This window comes from Acinetobacter sp. 'aerobic (ED)' (assembly GCF_904886855.1).
Taxonomy (GTDB): domain Bacteria; phylum Pseudomonadota; class Gammaproteobacteria; order Pseudomonadales; family Moraxellaceae; genus Acinetobacter; species Acinetobacter courvalinii.
The window spans coordinates 48,224-67,330 of sequence record NZ_CAJHGI010000010.1 but is presented as its reverse complement, the minus strand read 5'-3'; the positions used below and the strand labels follow the sequence as shown (position 1 = coordinate 67,330).

Genomic DNA, 19,107 nt, shown 5'->3' with positions numbered 1-19,107 from the left:
CTAGTGGCTGTGGTATGTTAGTATCAAAGCTCAAGTTAACTAGAGGTCAAGCAGATTTTGAAACAACAATTACAGACTTGGCTGAGTATTGGCGAACTGGCGAAAAGAAGTGGTGTTTCAGTGCCAACCATCCGTTTTTATGAAGAAAAAGAATTGATCTGGGGTACGCGAACGGCAGGGAACCAGCGCCGTTATCAACGGGCGATGTTGAGAAGGATTGCGATTATTAAAGCAGCCCAGCAAGTCGGGATCAGCTTGCAACAGATGAAAGAGAGTTTTGCGACCCTGCCGAAGCAGCAAGTGGCCACGAAAAAAGATTGGCAAGTCATGTCACAACAATGGCAGGGACAACTCGATCAGCAAATCATGATGTTGCTCCAGCTACGTCAACAACTGGATCAATGTATTGGCTGTGGCTGTCTGTCTTTGCAACAATGTCCGCTAAGAAACCCGGAAGATTGTCTTGCAGAAGAGGCGATGGGGGCACATTTTCAGGAAATTTTATTATTGCTGAACCAGAAGGATGAATCGAATTATTGAGCTGTTTAATTTTTGCACCAATATTGTGCAAAAATACGGCTTTTGCTAGACAAAACCATACAAATATCACTTGAAAAAATGCCTGCTCAAGTTTTTACATTTCTTTTTGGTTTTTCTGAGGGTTTATCTCAATTCAATTCAGATTTATTGATAAGAGAATTTGTCATTTCATCACAAGTCATCCAGCAAGTATTGCTGACACATTCATAAAGAAGTCGCCGAAACGACCAAGAGAAAAGCAAGAGAAGCCAATCCCACTCCCCAGCAGCATGTCTATGATGCTGATTCAACCCATTATTTTTGAATAGCCACAATAAAAACCAAAGGATTATAAACGGAACTTGGTTCAAGGCTGTTCAAGATAAGGATGAGGAGTAAATTTGTTGAATAAATGCCGTGTGGGTATACCTTCTGGTACGGAATACCGCAATTAAAACTGAATGGATCGCTTGGAGACTGATCAAAATTTCATATTAAGAATATATGAATGGAGAGCTTTGCTTTTCAAAAAGTCAAACATGCTGAGCATACAAGTTTTCAATATAAATGTGAATCATCAGTTCAAAATATGGGTATTTATTAAATAAATATTGGGTGGAAATTTAAAAAACTTCCATTAGAATCCAAATTTCTACAAAGAATACTCCTGGGGGAAACATTGCTATTGGCGATGTTTACTTAAGAAAAACTAGCTTGAGGGACGCTCATGCAGATCGGAATCCCAACCGAAACTGTCGCTGGTGAAAGTCGTGTAGCGGCTACACCGGAAACAGTGAAGAAGTTGATTAACGCAGGTCATAGCGTTGTCATTGAACGTGGTGCTGGTGTTAAAGCTGCGTATATTGACAGTGCTTATGAACAAGTTGGCGCAACCATTACGGACGATGCATATACAGGTAGCCAAATTATTTTGAAGGTACGTGCCCCTAAAGGCGACGAAATTCAAAAACTTGCGGCGAATACGACTGTGGTTGCAATGTTTGACCCTTACCGCAATCCAGAATTAGACCAGTTTGCTGCTCAGCAAGTGTCTGCTTTTGCTTTAGAACTGCTTCCACGTACGCTGTCTCGCGCACAAAACATGGATGTACTTTCTTCTCAGGCAAACTTGGCAGGCTATAAGTCTGTATTGTTAGCAGCGGCTGAATATCAACGTATGTTCCCAATGTTAATGACCGCAGCAGGTACCGTAAAACCTGCCCGTGTTGTGATTATGGGGGTGGGTGTTGCTGGTCTTCAGGCGATTGCGACTGCGAAACGTTTGGGTGCTGTTGTGGAAGCAACAGACTTACGTCCGACCGCAAAAGAGCAAGTTGAATCTTTAGGCGGCAAATGGCTAGACGTGCCAATGTCCGATGAAGAAAAACAACGTGCTGCTGAAGCTGCGAAAAGCGGTTATGGTTGGCAGCCGGGTGAGCAATACATCAAAGATCAAGCTGCGATTGTCGATAAAGCTGTATCAAATGCTGACATCGTAATCACCACTGCATTGATTCCAGGTCGTAATGCGCCGCGTTTAATTAAAGCTGAAACCGTTGCCAAAATGAAACCGGGTTCTGTCATTTTAGATATGGCTGTTGAGACCGGTGGTAACGTTGAAGGTTCTAAAGAAGGCGAAACGGTTACAACTGAAAATGGCGTGAAAATTTTGGGTATTCCAAACATTCCAGGTACGGTTGCAACAGAAGCATCGGCATTGTATGCGCGTAACGTTTTTAACTTCCTTGAGACATTATTCGACAAAGACAAAGGCTTTGCGATTAATCAGGAAGATGAAATCCAGAAAGCGTTACTTGTGGCACATGGCGGTCAAGTACTGCTCAAGCGCGGTTAAGGAGAGTTCTCATGGTTGAAACGATTACAATTTTCGTCCTTGCCATCTTCGTAGGTTATTACGTGGTGTGGGGCGTAACACCTGCATTGCATACACCATTAATGGCGGTAACCAATGCGTTGTCTTCAATTATTGTGGTGGGTGCGATGATCCAGACCGTGGGTATGCCTGCGATTGGTGTGGATGCTAATGTTGCATTCCAGAGTGTCAATGTGGTGAGTGTGCTTGGTGCGATCGCTGTATTCCTGGCGAGCATTAACATTTTCGGTGGCTTTGCTGTAACTGCTCGTATGCTTGAAATGTTCAAGCCGAAGCAAAAGAAAAAAGAGGGCTAAGCGATGGAATTCATTCGAGACTATGCGGATTGGTTCTACCTGATTGGTGCTGTCCTCTTTATCTTAACCTTACGTGGTTTGTCTGGTCCTAAGACTGCCATTGCGGGTAACCGTTACGGTATGATCGCCATGGCGATTGCGGTTGTGACGACTTTCTTTGTTGCTGAACATCCAGTGGTCTGGATGATCGGCGGTGCAATGGTGTTAGGTGCTGTTGTGGGTATCGCTCGTGCGAAAACCGTTCCAATGACACAAATGCCTGAAACTGTCGCATTGATGCACTCTTTGGTTGGTTTGGCTGCGGTATTGATTGCGATTGCTGCGATCTTGCATAACAACCAGCTCACTGCATTGTTTGCACAAAATGAAGCTGCTTTAACGGCTGCGGGTGTTCAACATGCTCATATGAGTTCAGTTCATTTGTTTGAATTGTTCGTAGGCTGCTTCGTGGGTGCGATCACCTTTACCGCTTCTGTCTTTGCTTACGGTAAATTAGCTGCGAAGAAATGGGCAAAAACTATCTCTGGTGCATGGGTTAAACCGGTTCAGGCGATCATCTTTATTGCGATGCTGGCATGTGGTTTCTACTTCTTTACCACAGGCAACATGACTGCGTTCTGGGCAATGACAGCACTTGCACTTGCATTTGGCTGGGTATGGATTGCACCAGTCGGTGGTGGTGATATGCCAGTTGTGGTTTCACTGTTGAACTCATTCTCTGGTTGGGCAGCGGCAGGTATTGGTTTCACACTTGAAAACAATATGTTGATCGTTGCAGGTTCGCTGGTTGGTTCTTCTGGTGCGATTCTTTCTTACATCATGTGTAAGGCGATGAACCGTTCAATCATCAACGTATTGTTTGGTGGTGCAATGGGCGGTACAGCAGTTGCTTCAGCAGACAAAGGTGAGCAAGTGCAACGTAACCACCGTTCTGGTTCAGCAGATGACGCAGGCTTCCTGATGTCAAATGCAGACAGCGTTGTGATTGTACCAGGTTATGGTATGGCGCAAGGTCGTGCACAGAATGCAGTGAAAGAGTTGTGTGAAATTCTGAAAGAGCAGGGTGTAAAAGTTCGCTTCGCGATTCACCCGGTGGCAGGTCGTATGCCTGGTCATATGAACGTATTGTTGGCAGAAGCAGATGTTGCTTATGAAGACATCTTGGAAATGGATGAGATCAACTCGGATTTCCCTGCAACAGACGTGGTACTTGTGATTGGTGCGAACGACGTAGTAAACCCGGCGGCGAAAGATGATCCAAGCTCACCAATTTACGGTATGCCGATCCTTGAAGCACATAAAGCACGTACCATTATGGTCATCAAACGTTCAATGGCGACAGGTTATGCTGGCCTAGACAATGACTTGTTCTATAACGAAAAAACCATGATGATCTTTGGTGATGCCAAGAAAGTTGTGGAAGACATGACCAAAGCAATCAATGGTGGTGGTCACTAATCTGACTGCACTCAAGATTGTAAAAGCCACCTTCGGGTGGCTTTTTTATTGGAAGTTATTTGGGTTTAAATAAACTTTTCAACCAAGTTCATAGACTGCTGATAGAGGTCACGTGCCAGTTGCTGATTTTTGGCATGTGAAGATTTCCAGTCAGGCATATGTGCACTGACATATGCTCCATTGCGTTTCGCCCATTCATCCCCAATCGCCATTTGAGTAATCAGTTTTGCAGGAACAGAAGTTGGAACTAAGCCGAGTTTCATCGCAGCATAAACAGGTTTAGGCAGGTCGCGATAAATATCTGAAGCGACGCCACCTGGATGTAGGGCATTATTGGTAATTGAACTATTCGATAATTGTTCGGCTAGGGCATTACTCAGCAATAAATTGGCAAGTTTGGATTGTCCATAATAAAACAAGGGGTTGTAAAAACCTTCTGCGCGGAATTTATTGGGTTTGATGGAGCCTGCCCAATGGGCGATCGAGGCTAAATGGACAATCCGTGCCTGAGGAGATTGTTTTAAAACAGGAAGCAGTTTTTGGGTCAATAAAAAATGACCGAGATAATTGACGCCAAATTGTTGCTCGAAGCCATCGGCTGTCAACTGTTTAGTCTTGGCAAATAAGCCCGCATTGTTGATTAATACATCCAGCTTGCCGTAACGATCTGCGATTTCATCGGCTGCTTTTCGGGTAAGTTCAAGGCTGTTGAGGTCGAGGGAGATCAGGTCGACTTGTCCTTGGTCGAGTGCACGTAATTGATTTTGTGCTTGTTGTGCTTTCTGTGGGTTTCGGCAGGCAAGAATCACGTGTTGCCCTTGTTTAACCAACTGTTCTGCCGTGGCAAAACCAATGCCGGTATTGGCACCTGTAATCAGTATTTTCACTTCCTGTACTCCAGTTATGCTATTTATTGGTGGGATGGCAAGAATCTGTATAGTGCTGCAATTTTGACAATTTGTCATGTCAAAATTAAGGGCGGGTGATAACTGGTATTTGCAGGTCTTTAAAGAGCTGCGTTACTGGTCTTTGCAGATGATGAGTTGTTTGAATTGGAGCTTAGTCGAAATCAGTCTGCTCGGGTAGACCTTGCAGTAACTCAAAAAAATGATGGATTTGTGTTTCTGTAACACGAGCTGTGGAAATGGGAGGTAATTCATTTCTACCAAAGAAACCCACTTCAGATGTTTCAATACTTGGTTTTAGCTCACCCCCAATAAGCTCACACCAAAAGAAAGCTTTATACACATGTAAAAACATGGCTGGATGAGGATGTTTTCTCCGATCTGTCAGGGCCAGAAGTCTGGTTGCTTTCACTTCTAAACCTGTTTCCTCTAACACTTCTTTTTCAGCATTCTCTGCTGCTGAGTAGCCAATATCAGCCCAGCCGCCTGGAATAGACCATAAGCCGTCTTCTGTTTCTTTGGCTAATAAGAGTTTATTGTCTTTAAATACGACTGCACGTACATCTATTTTAGGTGTTGCATATCCGACATCCTGAAGCACATCTGCAATAAAGTCTTGAGTGTCAATTTCTTTTAAATCAATCAAAGTGCGAACATAACTGATAATTTGGTCATAACGTTCTTTGTCATAGACATCTTTTGAATAGTACAAACCTGTTTGCGCGAGTCCAGTAATTTTGTTGAGTGTTTCAATCCATTCAGTTGAATCTTTCATCTTGTTTTAGATTTAATTGCTGATTAGTGAATCCATACTAGCATTGTTGTGCTGATTGGCAATGAAAAGAAGCAATCTATCAGGCGGGGGAGGAACAATAAAACTAGCTTAAAATGAGTTTTTAAGTATAAAAAAAAGCGACCGATTCGGTCGCTTTTTTGGAGAGAGCTTTACGCTACAGATTCGGGTGCGCGCCATAAGCTTTCTAGGTCAGAAGCTAAATATGATTATTACTATGCGGGTTAAAATTGATGAAATTCGTTTTCACTAACTTTTTATTTATTTATAAAACAGCTTTAATGTCTTGCAGTGATAATTTTATAAAATGTTTTGAATATAATGACTCCAGATAAGTTACAGAAGTATATTAACCAGCTTTATTGGTATGATGGATACGAGCGTGAAGCTGCCTTGAAACACTTAAAGGGGTGTTTTGAACCAATCTTATTTCCGCATTTGTTGCGCAAATTAAGCGATTATGTACCTATTAACCGAAAACTAGCAGCTCAACATTTACTGAGATGGGTTGACCGACCTGAATGTATAGATCTTTGTCTTGATTACTTTCTTGATATTTATGCGATTCAAAAAAGAATTCGTATCGTGGGTGAGATTGAAGATATATTGATGAGGAAAATATCCCGGAATTTGGATAAGGTAAAACCTGTATTACGTTTTAAACAAGGAAAACTCAGTCGAACGCTTTATCACTATCTTTTAGATAAAAAATTACTTTCGGAGCTTGAGCTGGTAGAGATAGCACAATTCGCCAATGATCAAGGAATTCGTAAATACTGGATTTCTTTTGTTGTGAAGCAAGATGTTGCATTCATAAAGCAGCAGCTAATAAAAACGCAATACGCTGATGTTAAAAAAGCAATTTTATATGAATTGCAACAACGGGGTGAGTTGGATGAAGTTATTCTACTTCAAGCACTGAATAGTCAGTATTTATCAATCATCGATATTGCTATTTTTGAGTTAAAACAACGGAATTTTGATTTTTTTGAATATTTTAGACGACTCTTAATGGCCCTAGCTTTAACTGAACAAGAAGTCAAACTCGGGTTGATGCAAATGTTGTTATTAAAATGGGATAAGCAGGACTTTTATTCTTTGATTAAGTTTTTAAATCAACCTTCTGTTTTATTTGTTGTTTTATATAAGGCGATGAAGTTGGAATATTTTGATTTAAATGAAGTTGTGAAAGTGCTGGAAGAAAAACAACTAAGATTGCCTTTTTATTTGTTGCGAAAATTTATTTTACTTGAACGTATTCAACCTAGACAGCTTGATAATCTTTATCAATTTAGTAAGGAGCAGCTTGGTATAGCTCAACGTTTAGAGGCTTACGATCATTTTTCTTTTTGGAATAAGTTTGATTGGCTTATCTGCCTATGGAAATATGGTCATACCAACAGAGAAAGACAGATCCTAGTAGAAAAGGTTAAGGAATTATTAAGTGAGGTCCAGTATCAGTACTATAAGCCAATTTGGACGAATGAAGAGAAATCGGAACGGGCTGCTTTATTTGCTACCTTTTGTCAGGTTTCTAATCTCACAGAACAATATCAAGTGGAATGTGAAAAAGTCCAGGAGTTACTTACTTAAATATAAAAAAGCGACCGATTCGGTCGCTTTTTTGGAGAGCTTTACGCTACAGATTCGGGTGCACGCCATAAGCTTTCTAAGTCGTAGAACTTACGCGCGGTTGGTAACATCACATGTACCACAACGAAACCGAGATCGATTAAGATCCATTCGGCATCGCGTTCACCTTCGACACCGATTGGGCGGAAACCTGCTTTACGTGCTTCATCAGCAACATTGTCTGCAAGGGCTTTAACATGACGTGTCGATGTGCCGCTTGCAATTACAATTGCATCGGCAACATTGCTGATCGTACTTACGTCAAGTTCAAGAATATCTTTGGCTTTTACATCAGTGAGAGCTTCATGTACAACTTTAAGGCAAGCGTGTACATCTTTGTTCGCTGTTTTGATTTTTAGGTCGTGAGAATTAGAAGCGCTGGGCGATGGTTCTAAATTCATAGAGGGTATATTTTCCTGACAATTGCTCATTGTCAAATATACCGTTTTTCTCTAAAAAGTTCAAATTTTAGCAGTAACAGTTTATGTATTCACATCATTGGAAAAGTACTTCTTTTTCCAGGCAAAAGATTGATCTGACTGATTTTTTGGCCGATATTCCGCTGCAATAAGGCCGCGATAGTCGCTTTGTAGCAGCCAGTCAAAGATCTGTTTATAGGGGATATTTCCTGTATCTGGCTCATGGCGACCCGGACAGTCGGCAAATTGAATATGTCCAATCTGGTGCAGATTTTCTTGTAGCCCGGCTAAAACGTCCTCACCCATCATCGCCATATGATAACAGTCATATTGCATTTTTAAGGCTGGATGGTTGACTGCCTCTAACATTTCCTGACCTTGAGCAATGTTCTGGATCAAAAAACGTGGCATATCGGTGCCATTAATCATCTCGAAAACCGGTTCGATTCCTTGCTCGCTCAACATGTGGCAAGCAAGCTTCAGGTTGCTGGCCAGCGTATTCAGGCAAGGGAGCAGATCCGCATCCAGAGGTTGTTTGCCAGCCAGAATATTAACGCGCGGCACATTGAGTGCGGTAGCATAGCGTATTGCCAGTTCAAGTGCCTGATGGAATTCAATTTCTTTTCCCGGGATACCTGCCAGTCCATCACCGCCCTGCATCAGATCACCGGCAGGAACATTGATCAGGCATAGTGACAGATTGTGTTGTTCCAGTTGGGTGCGCAGATCAACTACGTCTAATTCATAAGGAAACTGAATTTCAACCTGTTGAAATCCGTGTGCTTGGGCTAAAGCAAAGCGCTCAATTAAAGGGACTTCGGTAAAAATCATTGATAAATTGACTGCGAGATGGCTCATATTCTGACTCCCTGAATCAATAGACCCTGTTTATTGTTCTATAACTTTGATAATAGTAGCCAAATCCTTCTCAGCAAAGCCATTTTCTTGGTGGGCTTGTAACTGTAGTAGTGCTTTTTGTGCGACAGGTATCTTTAAGTTAAAACTTTGTGCCAGTTGTAGTGCATTGTTGAGGTCTTTTGACAAAGTTTGCACTTTCCATTGCACCGGCTCAAAAGTATCGGTTGCCATACGCGGCGCCAGTATCTGGAACGGCTTTGAGTCGGCAAAGCCGCCTGCAAGGGCGGGCGCCAGTAGGGTGGTATCTACACCTGCCTGATCTGCAAGTGCCACCGCTTCAGCAATTAAAGTGCTGTTGGCAGCCACAATTAACTGATTGCAAATCTTGGTGGCTTGACCTGTACCCGAGTCACCCATACGGGTCACCCGCTGGGACAGCGCCTGATAAATAGGATCAAGTTGCTGGATAGTTGCTGCATCTCCACCCGCAAAAATGACTAAGGTTCCTTGTTCAGCCCCCATGGTTCCACCGGATACAGGGGAGTCAATCCAGGTTACACCCTGTTGTTGTGCTGCTTGGGCAAGACTTAGCGTCGCGGCAACCGATAAGCTGGAAAAATCCACAATAATTTGTTGTGCTTTTAAGGCTGGCTGAATTTGGGAAAATACACTTTGAACGGCCTGATCATCGGCCAGACAGGTTAAAACCACAGGGTAATTTCCAATCTCTGCCAAGTCCAGACTTTGGGCACCTTGTTGAATCAGCGCTTCACATGCATGAGGACTACGGTTCCAGACCGCCACCGTATAACCAGCTTGTAACAGTCGGCTGGCCATACGTGTACCCATTAAACCCATACCTAAAAATGCGATGGGTGTTTGTTGATTAACCTGCATGTGAATATTCCCTGACTGTGCTTATTTATATTGGCGCGGTAAAAATTCCACTTCCGGGTTTTTATCCTTCTTACGCGCAAGACGACTATTCTTACCTAATATGAGTTTAAGTTGCCACAGCTTTTCCAGACGTAATGCTTTTTCCGGTTGGTGTTCCATTGCATCCAGCACGCGTTTTGCAGCCATAATCGCATCGGGTGAACGCTGTAATATTTCTTCGGCAATCAGCTTGGCTTTTGCCAATGGATCGTTGTCTAAATGCGTCACCAGACCGATTTGCTTGGCATATTCGGCATCAAAGATGCGTGCGGTCAGCGTCAGTTCTTTGGCAAGATCAACGCCAATCAGACCTTTCAGGGAACGGGTCAGTCCCATATCCGGTACAAGGCCCCAGCGACTTTCCATAATCGACATTTTAGTGCTTGGTGTTGCGATGCGAATATCTGCGGCAAGTGCCAGTTGCATGCCAGCGCCAAAGCAATAGCCTTCAATGGCTGCAATCACAGGAATCGGCAGCTTCTGCCAGATTAAAAATGCTTTTTGAAACAGGCTCTGGCCCGGCTTGATCAGTTCCCATGCTGCAAATGCGGTATTCTTCGGATTATTTAGATCAGACAGGTCGATGCCAGCACTAAATACATTGGCTTCACCCGTTAAGATGACACAGCGGATTGAACGGTCTTTTTCAATTTTTTTGGCGGTGGCCACCAGTTCTTTTAGCAAGGCAAAGCTCATTGCATTGCGTTTATCTGGTCGGTTTAAAGAAACGGTCGCAATTCCATTGTTCTTTTCAACGCGTAAAAGTGCCATCTGTCTTACTCTTATTGTGTTCGATGAGGCAGCATAACATGAGTGTCAGGGCTGAAACATGACACCCCAGTCACCTTAACTGTCGTGCGCATGCAAGATCAAATGTGCTGCCTGTCTGACCTGTTCAATCGCTGTATTGAGCTCACTGAAACGATGATTGGTTTCACGGATAAATTGATCATCTGCTTTACGGCGCTCTTTACGTAAGGTCGAGACAAACTGTTCAAACTCACCTGAGACCTGTTGCAGATTCGGTGTACCGACATAGCGGGTTGCGCCATACAGACGGTGCAACACATGCTCAAGCTGTGGAAAATCTTCCATTTCAATCAACTGCTGCATTTCTGCAAGTTCGGTATCGAAACTGTCGACCAGCATATTCAACAGGTCTTGCGCCAAATCTTCTTTGTTCGCAGCCAACTGCACGCTTTGTTGCCAGTTCAGAATATGAGGGTCAATGGACTCGACTGGACGCTTTTGTTCAATATTGACTGGCTGGGCACTAAAGTTATTCTTGGTCCAGTGCGTCAAGATCTGGATGATCTGTTCCATCTGAATCGGTTTGGTGACATAGTCATTCATCCCCACTTTAAGTAACTTCTGCTTTTCATCTGCCAGTGCGTGTGCGGTGAGGGCAATGATAGGCAGTTGCATGCCATTATCAAGCGTCGATTCCAGAGAGCGGATGGCGCGCGTGGTATCAATCCCTGACATGACCGGCATTTGAATGTCCATAAATACCAGATCAAATGGTGGTGATTTTTGCTCGATACGCTCCTGAATAATATCAATGGCTTTTTGTCCGCTGAGTGCTTTGGTGGTGGTGACATTGAGTTCACCCAGTAACGCTTCAAGTACAATCAGGTTGGGTAGATGATCGTCAACTGCCAGAACGTGTAGACCTTGACCATTAAAGTCTTCAGGTTCCTGTTCAAAAATAGGCTGGTTACCGAGCAACTGAACCAGTTCGCGACGACTAAGTGGTTGATACAGCGGACGCGCGCGATATTCATTCAGCATATTCGGATCAAGGCTCATCTGGTAACCATACACCGCAAGGTTACCGTGATAACGCTGACGAATTTCTTTTAACAGGGCTTCGGTATCGCCGCTATGGTCCACAATCAGCCAGGTGCTTTCTTGCTGATTGAGATGATTTAAACGGCTAAACAAGTCCAGAATGGATTGGGTTTCGATATGGGAAACCCGATAATTTTCCAGATAGGAGCGTAACACGCTGGCCGTCGCAGGGTGGGCCAGATAAGACACCACCTGTAAATGGTCAAAATGAGGATGCTCGACAAACTCATCCTGTTCTTCCACTTTAAAGGATGCGGTAAACCAGAAGGTCGAGCCTTTCTCTGTAGGTGCGCGCTCCTGATTATCCTCAAAGCCAATCTGGCCATGCATCAGGTGTACCAATTGCTTGGAAATGGCCAGACCGAGTCCGGTTCCGCCAAATTGACGGGTAACCGAAGCATCCCCTTGGGAAAAGGATTCAAATAATTTTTTACGGTCAGTGCCGCTTAAGCCAATGCCGCTGTCCTGTACGCTGAAATGCAATAAACATTGTCCAATTTCATCATCTTCCATCCGCACCCGCACGATGATCTCACCGTCAGGGGTGAACTTGATCGCATTGGAAATCAGGTTGGTCAGAATCTGTTTGAAGCGTAGCGCATCACCGACCACATGCTGTGGTATGTTTTCAGCATAATAGAAGGCCATATTGATATGCTTTTGTGCCGCCAGCGGCGAGAGCATATCCATCACATCAAAGATGGCTTCTTCAAGATCAAACGGGGCGGTTTCGAGTTCCAGTTTACCTGCATCAATTTTAGAAAAGTCCAGTACATCATTAATCAGTGCCAATAAATGCGCTGAGGATTTTCGAATGGTTTGCAGATACAGGTTTTGTTCATTACTCAGGTTTTGTTGACGTAAGAGCAAATGAATAAAGCCATCAATACTGTTGAGTGGCGTTCTGAGCTCATGACTGATATTGGCTAGGAAAACCGACTTGGACTGATTGGATGAAATCGCCTGATCACGTGCTTGACGATAGGTAATGTTCTGAACTTCCAAGGTATCTAGAGTCCGGCGTAAATCTTCTTCGGTCTGTTCGGTATGTTCTTTTAATTCGAGAAAGCTAAAGTGCAGGCGTTTGACCACGTTGGCAATGTCACGCTGTAGTAACCGCAGTTCACCGGTACTGTTCACCACAATGTGCTGATCGAGGGTGTCGGCATTGAGTCGTTGCATCTGCATACGAATCTCGTAGATCGGGGCCAGCCAGCGACGGGAGAACACATTCAGGCAGAACAGTAAAATCAGGATGGTCAATAAACCGGTGACCACCAATGAAAGTAAGACTTTATAGCGGGCCAGTTCCAGTGGTTGATTGTCCAGTTCAATCATCAGCCAGACCGAATCAGGATTACCATTGTCCAGTTTTGCGCCGTAAATATTGTTGTGGTTATGCGAAATCGGGCCGAAAAAATTACTGTTATTGGGGAAGTTAGGCCAGAAGCGGTTGTTTTGATAACCGACACTTAAATAGGTCTGTCCTTTATTATCAATCAGCACGGCACGTTGTAAATTCTTTTCATCAAACATTTTTTGCATGATGTTTTGCGCACGGTCATATTGATCGGGCTGCTCTTGCACCAGCTTTAATAAATCATTCGCGGTTTGATGATAACGCGCCAGAATCGCCGAGGCATCTGAGCGCTGTTGCTGTTTGGCTGAGTTGGTGGTTTCGGCTAAAACCCAGAGAATTCCTACACTTGTCAAAATTGCAATTGGCACAAGAATCAGTGCAATCAACTGCCCATAAGCATGATTGAGGCGTAAACGTTTCGATATGGTCTTATTGAAATTTGACATAGTTCGGTCAGATTTATCATTCTGCGCAATATCTTAGCATGCTTTCTGATAAGCGCAGCGATCTGCTTGCCAATAAAAAGCAGAGTGAAATGGTGCAGTATTTCTGTTTTTTTCATACAATAGTCGCCACCTTAATATCGGTGTCGATCATGACGAATACGCAAACTGATTTTTTAGCAGATGAATTTTTACTGGATGAGTATGTCGGTAAAACCCCTTTAGTACGTTTGCAGCGTTTAGCGTGTCATACCCAGGCCACGGTATTAGCCAAATTAGAAGGTAACAATCCGGCAGGCTCGGTCAAGGATCGTCCTGCCTATAACATGATTGTACAGGCCGAAAAACGTGGACAGATCCAGCCAGGCGATACCTTGATTGAAGCGACCAGTGGTAATACCGGTATTGCTTTGGCGATGGTTGCGGCCATGCGCGGCTATAAAATGAAGCTGATCATGCCGAACAACATGAGTCAGGAACGTAAAGATGCCATGCTGGCTTATGGTGCGGAGTTGATTGAAGTGACTCAGCAGCAAGGCATGGAAGGCGCGCGTGATCTGGCGATGCAGATGCAGGCAGAAGGCAAGGGTTTTGTACTGAACCAGTTTGGTAACCCGGACAATGTCGAGGCCCATTACCTGACCACAGGACCTGAAATCTGGAAGCAAACAGGCGGCAAGATTACCCATTTCGTTAGCTCGATGGGCACCACAGGTACGATCATGGGGGTTTCTAAATATTTGAAGGAACAAAACCCTGATATTCAGATTGTCGGTTTACAACCTTCGGACGGTTCCAGCATCGCGGGGATTCGCCGTTGGCCTGAAGAATATTTGCCAACCATTTTTGATCGAAGTCGTGTCGACCGTATTATTGATATTCCCCAGATTGAAGCAGAAAAAACCATGCGTAAGCTGGCACGTACCGAGGGGATCAGCGCGGGTACTTCTTCTGGTGGTGCAGTTTGGGCATCGGTTAAACTTGCTGAAGAAACTCCTGATGCCGTGATTGTCTGCATTATCTGCGACCGCGGTGACCGTTATTTATCAACGGGTTTATTTTCAGTTCAAGATGAAGACTAATCTCCCGTCGGGCGCTGTTATAATGACAGCTCACCCTTGGTTCAAGGGAGCTGTTTCGCTCCGTAAGGGAATTCTGAAATGAATTTACGCTTTCCGATTTTAGTGTTTGATATTGAGACCCTGACTGATCTCAAGGCCGGGGCACATCTCCATGATCTGGACTTGCCAGCAGCCGATGTAGAACAGGCGCTGACCAAGATTCGCCGCCAGGAATCAGGTGTAGAATTTCAGCGTCTGCCTTTACATGAGATTGTCTGTATTTCTGGATTATGGATTGATGAAAAAGGCTTTCGCCTGTTTTCATTCAGTCAGGAGCAGAATAGCGAAGCAGAAATGCTGGCCAAGTTTCTGTCTATTTTTGACAAGAAACAGCCGACACTAGTGAGCTGGAATGGTTCGCAATTTGACTTGCCTGTGATTCTGTTCCGTGCCATGTACCACGGCCTGTCTGCGCCGAGCCTGTTTGATCAGGGCGAAATTGACCAGCAGAAGCGCTACAACAATTATCAGAATCGCTATCACCATCGTCATGTTGACCTGATGGATGTGATGGCCATGTTTAATGGTCGTAATTTCCAGAAGCTGGATGATATTGCCTGTTTGCTGGGTTTTCCGGGCAAACGTGGTGAAGTTGGCTATCGTGTGCCAGACTATGTCCGTACTGAACAATGGTTAAAACTGACCAGTTATTGTGAAGGCGATGTGCTGAATACATGGCTGGTCTATATCCGCTGGTTGTTGCTAAAAGGTCAGCTCAATCAAAAGGATCATCAACAGTTGATTCAGGCAACGATTGATTATTTACAAACTCAAACGCAACAAACTGAATTTTTACAGGTATGGCAACAAACATCGCAATATACTGTATTTACCGCACCCACTTTTGCGCCAAAAAATTAGGTTCATCTTTTGAAACACAAAGCGAAACATCGCCCCGCCCAATATCCAACCTATACCTTTCAAATCGAAGCGTTTTCTCATGAAGGGCGCGGCATCGCGCATTATGGAACGCATCCTGATCATCCTAAAGAAAAGCATGGCAAGAAAGTCTTTATTCGCTATGGTCTCGTCGGTGAAACGGTACAGGCAAAGATTACCAACCAGACTTCTCGTCTGGAAGAAGCCGACATGATCAAGCTGGAAGGTGAGGCGGCTGAAGGTCGTGTCGATCCGATCTGTCCTCATTTTGGGGTATGTGGTGGCTGTAGCCTGCAACATATTCATCCTGACCAGCAGATTTTGTTGAAACAGAATGTGTTGAAGTCGCATTTACAACATTTTGCTGGTTTAGAGCCTGAGCAATGGCTGGCACCGATCCGTTCGGTAAAAACCGATTATCGCCGTCGTGCCCGTATCGGGGTGCGCTATATTGCCAAACAGAACCGTTTGGTGATGGGTTTTCGTGAGCATCATAGTAATCACCTCACTGCCATCCAGCAGTGCAATGTATTGGATCAAACTTTGTCCGAAAGCTTGCCTGAACTTAGAAAATTACTCGAAAGTCTTACAGGCAAAGCCCATATCGGTCATATAGAATTGGCCATGGGCGATACCGAGGTGGCATTGCTGATTCGTCATCTTGATGAATTAAATGTGTCGGATGTCAACCAATTACGTCAGTTTACGTTACTCAAGGGATGGCAGTTGTATTTGCAGCCCAAAGGGGCAGAGAGTTTACATCGTGTAGATGATGCTCAGGCACCGATGCGCTTGCATTACAGTCTGGATGATTTTGCAGTCAAATTTGCATTTTCACCTTTAGACTTTACCCAGGTGAACAGCGCTGTAAATGCACAGATGATTCACTTGGCATGTGAATTGCTTCAGTTACAGCAAGGGGAGAGAGTGCTTGACCTGTTCTGTGGATTAGGCAATTTCTCGCTCCCGATTGCACGTCGTGTGGGTGAAACGGGTCAAGTGGTGGGTGTTGAAGCAAGTGACGAGATGGTGCAACGGGCAACTGAAAATGCGAAAGCCAATCAGTTGTCACAAGCGATGTTCTTTTCACAAGATTTAACAAAAGACTTTTCGCATCATTCTTGGGCGAAACAGGGATTTGATGCATTATTAATTGATCCTCCACGATCGGGTGCGTTTGAAGTCATGCAATATGTACCTAATTTTGGAGCGAAAAGAATCGTTTATGTATCATGTAACCCATCAACACTGGCAAGGGATGCAGGTGTACTGGCACAATATGGCTATCGGTTAAAGAAAGCTGCGGTGATGGACATGTTTACGCATACTGAACATGTTGAATCGATTGCCCTGTTTGAGAAAATTGAGAAGCTGGAAAAAATCGAAGAGATAAACGATTAAAAAATGAGTTACATATCCAGAGGAGAAAGGTATGGTCACAGTACGTGAACAGTTACCTGGACGACTCCAAGAGTTGTCTGAGGAAGCGACTGTAGAACATGCCGCTGAAGCGCAAAGTAGTCTGGTCTCCTGGCTAGATCGGGTGCGTGGTATTTTGGATGGGGCTGAGCTGAAACAACTTCAAAAAGTTGCCGAGCTGACCTTAGCAAAAGAGTTGCAAGCGACGGATCATCGTATCAATACCTTTAGTACAGGTATTGGTATGGCAGATATTTTGGCCCATTTGCATGTCGACGAAGACACGCTTTCAGCGGCAGTGTTATATCGTAGTGTACGTGAAGGTCTGATTACTTTAGAGGACATTCAACAGCAGTTTGGCGAGCAGGTTCTGGCTTTGGTAAAAGGCACACTTGCAATGGGTAAACTGTCGGAGTTGATTGAAAAGAATAAGCGTTTAGAAGACCATTTTAATAATAATCAACGTGAACATCTAAACGGCATTTATAAAATGCTGATTTCAGTGACGGAAGATGTTCGGGTTGTGCTGATCAAGCTGGCAGAACGTACCTATGCCTTACGTGAGTTGGCAACCGCCAGTAAAGAGCGCCAAGAGCGTGTGGCACGTGAGATTCTGACCATTTACTCGCCGCTTGCGCATCGTTTGGGGATTGCCCAGCTCAAATGGGAGCTGGAGGATCTGGCCTTCCGTTATCTGGCCCCGGAACGCTATAAAGAAATTGCGTCTTTGCTGAATGAAAAGCGTCTGGAGCGTGAGCAATATATTCAGTTTGTGATTGATAAGCTGAAAACCGAACTGGCTGCATATGATATTCAGGCGGAAATCACTGGGCGCGTGAAGCACATTTATTCGATTTATCGAAAAATGAAAAGCAAGAACCTGAGCTTCGATCAGCTGTATGATATTCGGGCAGTGCGTGTACTGGTCAAGAGCGTTCCAGATTGCTATCACGCTCTAGGCATCGTGCATCAGATCTGGCGCCATATTCCGAACCAGTTCGATGACTATGTCACCAATCCGAAAGCCAATGGCTATCGTTCATTGCATACCGCGGTAATTGCTGAGAACAAGTCATTGGAAGTACAGATTCGTACTTTTGAAATGCATAACGAAGCTGAGCTTGGGGTGTGTTCGCACTTTAACTATAAAGAAGGCGCCAAGAATACCGATCATTCCTTTAATGACCGTTTGCATTCATTACGTGCGGTCCTTGAGCATTATCAGGAACGCACTGAAACCACGCCACATGCTGAAGATGAAGAATCGAATGGCATTGATCAGATTCAGGATTTTGAGAATTTTGAAAAGATCTATGTGTTTAGCCGTGATGGGGATATCAAGGAATTACCACGTGGTTCCACTGTTCTAGACTTTGCCTACCATGTGCATACCGAGGTTGGAAACAAGTGCTATGCAGCACGAGTGAACCAGCGTTATGTGCCTTTGACCTATATGTTAAAGACCGGTGAGCAGGTTGAGATTTTAACCAAGAAAGATCGTGAACCGAACCGTGACTGGTTAGTGAATTCGCTGGGTTATATCAAGACTGCACGTGCACGTGACAAGTTACGTCACTGGTTTAGGCAGCAAGACCGTAGCAAGAATGTCGAAGTCGGGCGTGAGCTACTCACTAAAGAGCTGGCGCGTTTAGCCATTCATCCCAAGAGTATTGACCTGAAGGATTATTCATCTCATTTCAACCTGAAATCGGGTGATGATATTCTGGTGGCTTTGGTCAGTGGTGATATCAGCCTGCATGCCCTGATGAATCAGGTCAACCGACAGATGCATCTGGATCAGGATGAACCTGAACTGGTGCTGAAACCGGCGTTAAATCCGCGTGCCAGCCATACGCTATCTGCGCATGGCATCTTGATTGATGGGCTGGACAATGTCGAGCTGCATATTGCGCAATGTTGTCAGCCAGTCCATGGTGAATCGATTGGCGGTTATATCACCTTGAATCGTGGTGTCAGTATCCATAAGGTTGCATGTCCAGATTACCTGCGCATGACTACACAAGAGCCTGAACGCGCGGTTGAAGCGGACTGGGAAATGCAGCCAACCCGTGGTCAGAGTGTTCAGATCGTGGTGGAAGCGTATGATCGTCGTGGTTTGCTCAAGGATTTGACCCAAGTGATTTTCTCAGACCAGATCAATATCCGTCAGGTCAATACCATTTCTGAGGCAGATGGTATTGCCAATATGAAGTTATTGATTGAAGTCAAAGGTTTGGCACAGTTGTCCAGATTGCTGGCTCGTCTGGAGCAGCAGCCCGGGATTATCAGTGCCAGACGTCTGGTACAAGGCAGTTAAGCTGGTC

16 protein-coding genes are annotated in these 19,107 nt (G+C 44.4%); 9 read left to right on the top strand and 7 right to left on the bottom strand.

Features of this window, described 5'->3' with window-relative positions:
• The first annotated feature begins 54 nt into the window (after window positions 1-54).
• The 4 genes from soxR (at window position 55) to JO943_RS17115 (ending at window position 4,167) form a co-directional block, all read left to right on the top strand.
• Complete coding sequence (gene soxR, locus JO943_RS17130; protein WP_153560059.1) at window positions 55-540, top strand: redox-sensitive transcriptional activator SoxR; 486 nt, start codon at window positions 55-57, stop codon at window positions 538-540.
• A 706-nt stretch (window positions 541-1,246) separates the two neighbouring features.
• Complete coding sequence (locus JO943_RS17125; protein ID WP_005228719.1) at window positions 1,247-2,374, top strand: Re/Si-specific NAD(P)(+) transhydrogenase subunit alpha; 1,128 nt, start codon at window positions 1,247-1,249, stop codon at window positions 2,372-2,374.
• A gap of 11 nt (window positions 2,375-2,385) precedes the next feature.
• The gene (locus JO943_RS17120) at window positions 2,386-2,709 is read left to right on the top strand and encodes a proton-translocating transhydrogenase family protein (RefSeq protein ID WP_004774657.1); all 324 of its coding nucleotides are present in this window, start codon (window positions 2,386-2,388) and stop codon (window positions 2,707-2,709) included.
• A 3-nt stretch (window positions 2,710-2,712) separates the two neighbouring features.
• The gene (locus JO943_RS17115; RefSeq protein WP_032875831.1) at window positions 2,713-4,167 is read left to right on the top strand and encodes an NAD(P)(+) transhydrogenase (Re/Si-specific) subunit beta; all 1,455 of its coding nucleotides are present in this window, start codon (window positions 2,713-2,715) and stop codon (window positions 4,165-4,167) included.
• A 65-nt stretch (window positions 4,168-4,232) separates the two neighbouring features.
• Here JO943_RS17115 and JO943_RS17110 read toward each other — a convergent pair whose 3' ends face one another.
• Window positions 4,233-5,054 carry an SDR family NAD(P)-dependent oxidoreductase gene (locus JO943_RS17110; protein WP_202741382.1) on the bottom strand — a complete coding sequence of 274 codons (822 nt, stop codon included), beginning with the start codon at window positions 5,052-5,054 and terminating at the stop codon, window positions 4,233-4,235.
• A 172-nt stretch (window positions 5,055-5,226) separates the two neighbouring features.
• Window positions 5,227-5,847 carry an NUDIX hydrolase gene (locus JO943_RS17105; RefSeq protein ID WP_005228724.1) on the bottom strand — a complete coding sequence of 207 codons (621 nt, stop codon included), beginning with the start codon at window positions 5,845-5,847 and terminating at the stop codon, window positions 5,227-5,229.
• 339 nt (window positions 5,848-6,186) lie between these two features.
• On the opposite strand from JO943_RS17105, the gene JO943_RS17100 reads away from it, so the two are divergent.
• Complete coding sequence (locus JO943_RS17100; protein ID WP_005228726.1) at window positions 6,187-7,458, top strand: hypothetical protein; 1,272 nt, start codon at window positions 6,187-6,189, stop codon at window positions 7,456-7,458.
• 41 nt (window positions 7,459-7,499) lie between these two features.
• Here the strand turns inward: JO943_RS17100 and rsfS are convergent, their stop codons facing one another.
• The 5 genes from rsfS to JO943_RS17075 form a co-directional block, all read right to left on the bottom strand.
• Window positions 7,500-7,898, bottom strand: a complete 399-nt coding sequence (gene rsfS, locus JO943_RS17095) for a ribosome silencing factor (RefSeq protein WP_005228728.1) — start codon at window positions 7,896-7,898, stop codon at window positions 7,500-7,502.
• A gap of 81 nt (window positions 7,899-7,979) precedes the next feature.
• The gene (locus JO943_RS17090; protein ID WP_005228729.1) at window positions 7,980-8,774 is read right to left on the bottom strand and encodes a hydroxypyruvate isomerase family protein; all 795 of its coding nucleotides are present in this window, start codon (window positions 8,772-8,774) and stop codon (window positions 7,980-7,982) included.
• 30 nt (window positions 8,775-8,804) lie between these two features.
• Window positions 8,805-9,671, bottom strand: coding sequence for an NAD(P)-dependent oxidoreductase (locus tag JO943_RS17085; protein ID WP_202741381.1), 867 nt, complete (start codon window positions 9,669-9,671; stop codon window positions 8,805-8,807).
• Between the two features lie 21 nt (window positions 9,672-9,692).
• Complete coding sequence (locus tag JO943_RS17080) at window positions 9,693-10,481, bottom strand: crotonase/enoyl-CoA hydratase family protein (protein WP_005228732.1); 789 nt, start codon at window positions 10,479-10,481, stop codon at window positions 9,693-9,695.
• Window positions 10,482-10,556: 75 nt separating this feature from the next.
• Window positions 10,557-13,367: an ATP-binding protein gene (locus JO943_RS17075; protein ID WP_005228733.1), complete on the bottom strand. Its 2,811-nt coding sequence runs from the start codon at window positions 13,365-13,367 to the stop codon at window positions 10,557-10,559.
• 149 nt (window positions 13,368-13,516) lie between these two features.
• Here JO943_RS17075 and cysM point away from each other — a divergent pair, with 149 nt between their 5' ends.
• From cysM to JO943_RS17055, 4 genes are all read left to right on the top strand, one after another.
• Window positions 13,517-14,446, top strand: coding sequence for a cysteine synthase CysM (gene cysM, locus JO943_RS17070; protein ID WP_032875944.1), 930 nt, complete (start codon window positions 13,517-13,519; stop codon window positions 14,444-14,446).
• Between the two features lie 78 nt (window positions 14,447-14,524).
• The gene (locus tag JO943_RS17065) at window positions 14,525-15,346 is read left to right on the top strand and encodes a 3'-5' exonuclease (RefSeq protein WP_005228735.1); all 822 of its coding nucleotides are present in this window, start codon (window positions 14,525-14,527) and stop codon (window positions 15,344-15,346) included.
• A gap of 9 nt (window positions 15,347-15,355) precedes the next feature.
• Window positions 15,356-16,765: a 23S rRNA (uracil(1939)-C(5))-methyltransferase RlmD gene (rlmD, locus tag JO943_RS17060; RefSeq protein ID WP_005228736.1), complete on the top strand. Its 1,410-nt coding sequence runs from the start codon at window positions 15,356-15,358 to the stop codon at window positions 16,763-16,765.
• Window positions 16,766-16,796: 31 nt separating this feature from the next.
• Window positions 16,797-19,100: a RelA/SpoT family protein gene (locus JO943_RS17055; RefSeq protein WP_005228737.1), complete on the top strand. Its 2,304-nt coding sequence runs from the start codon at window positions 16,797-16,799 to the stop codon at window positions 19,098-19,100.
• The last annotated feature ends 7 nt before the right edge of the window (window positions 19,101-19,107 follow it).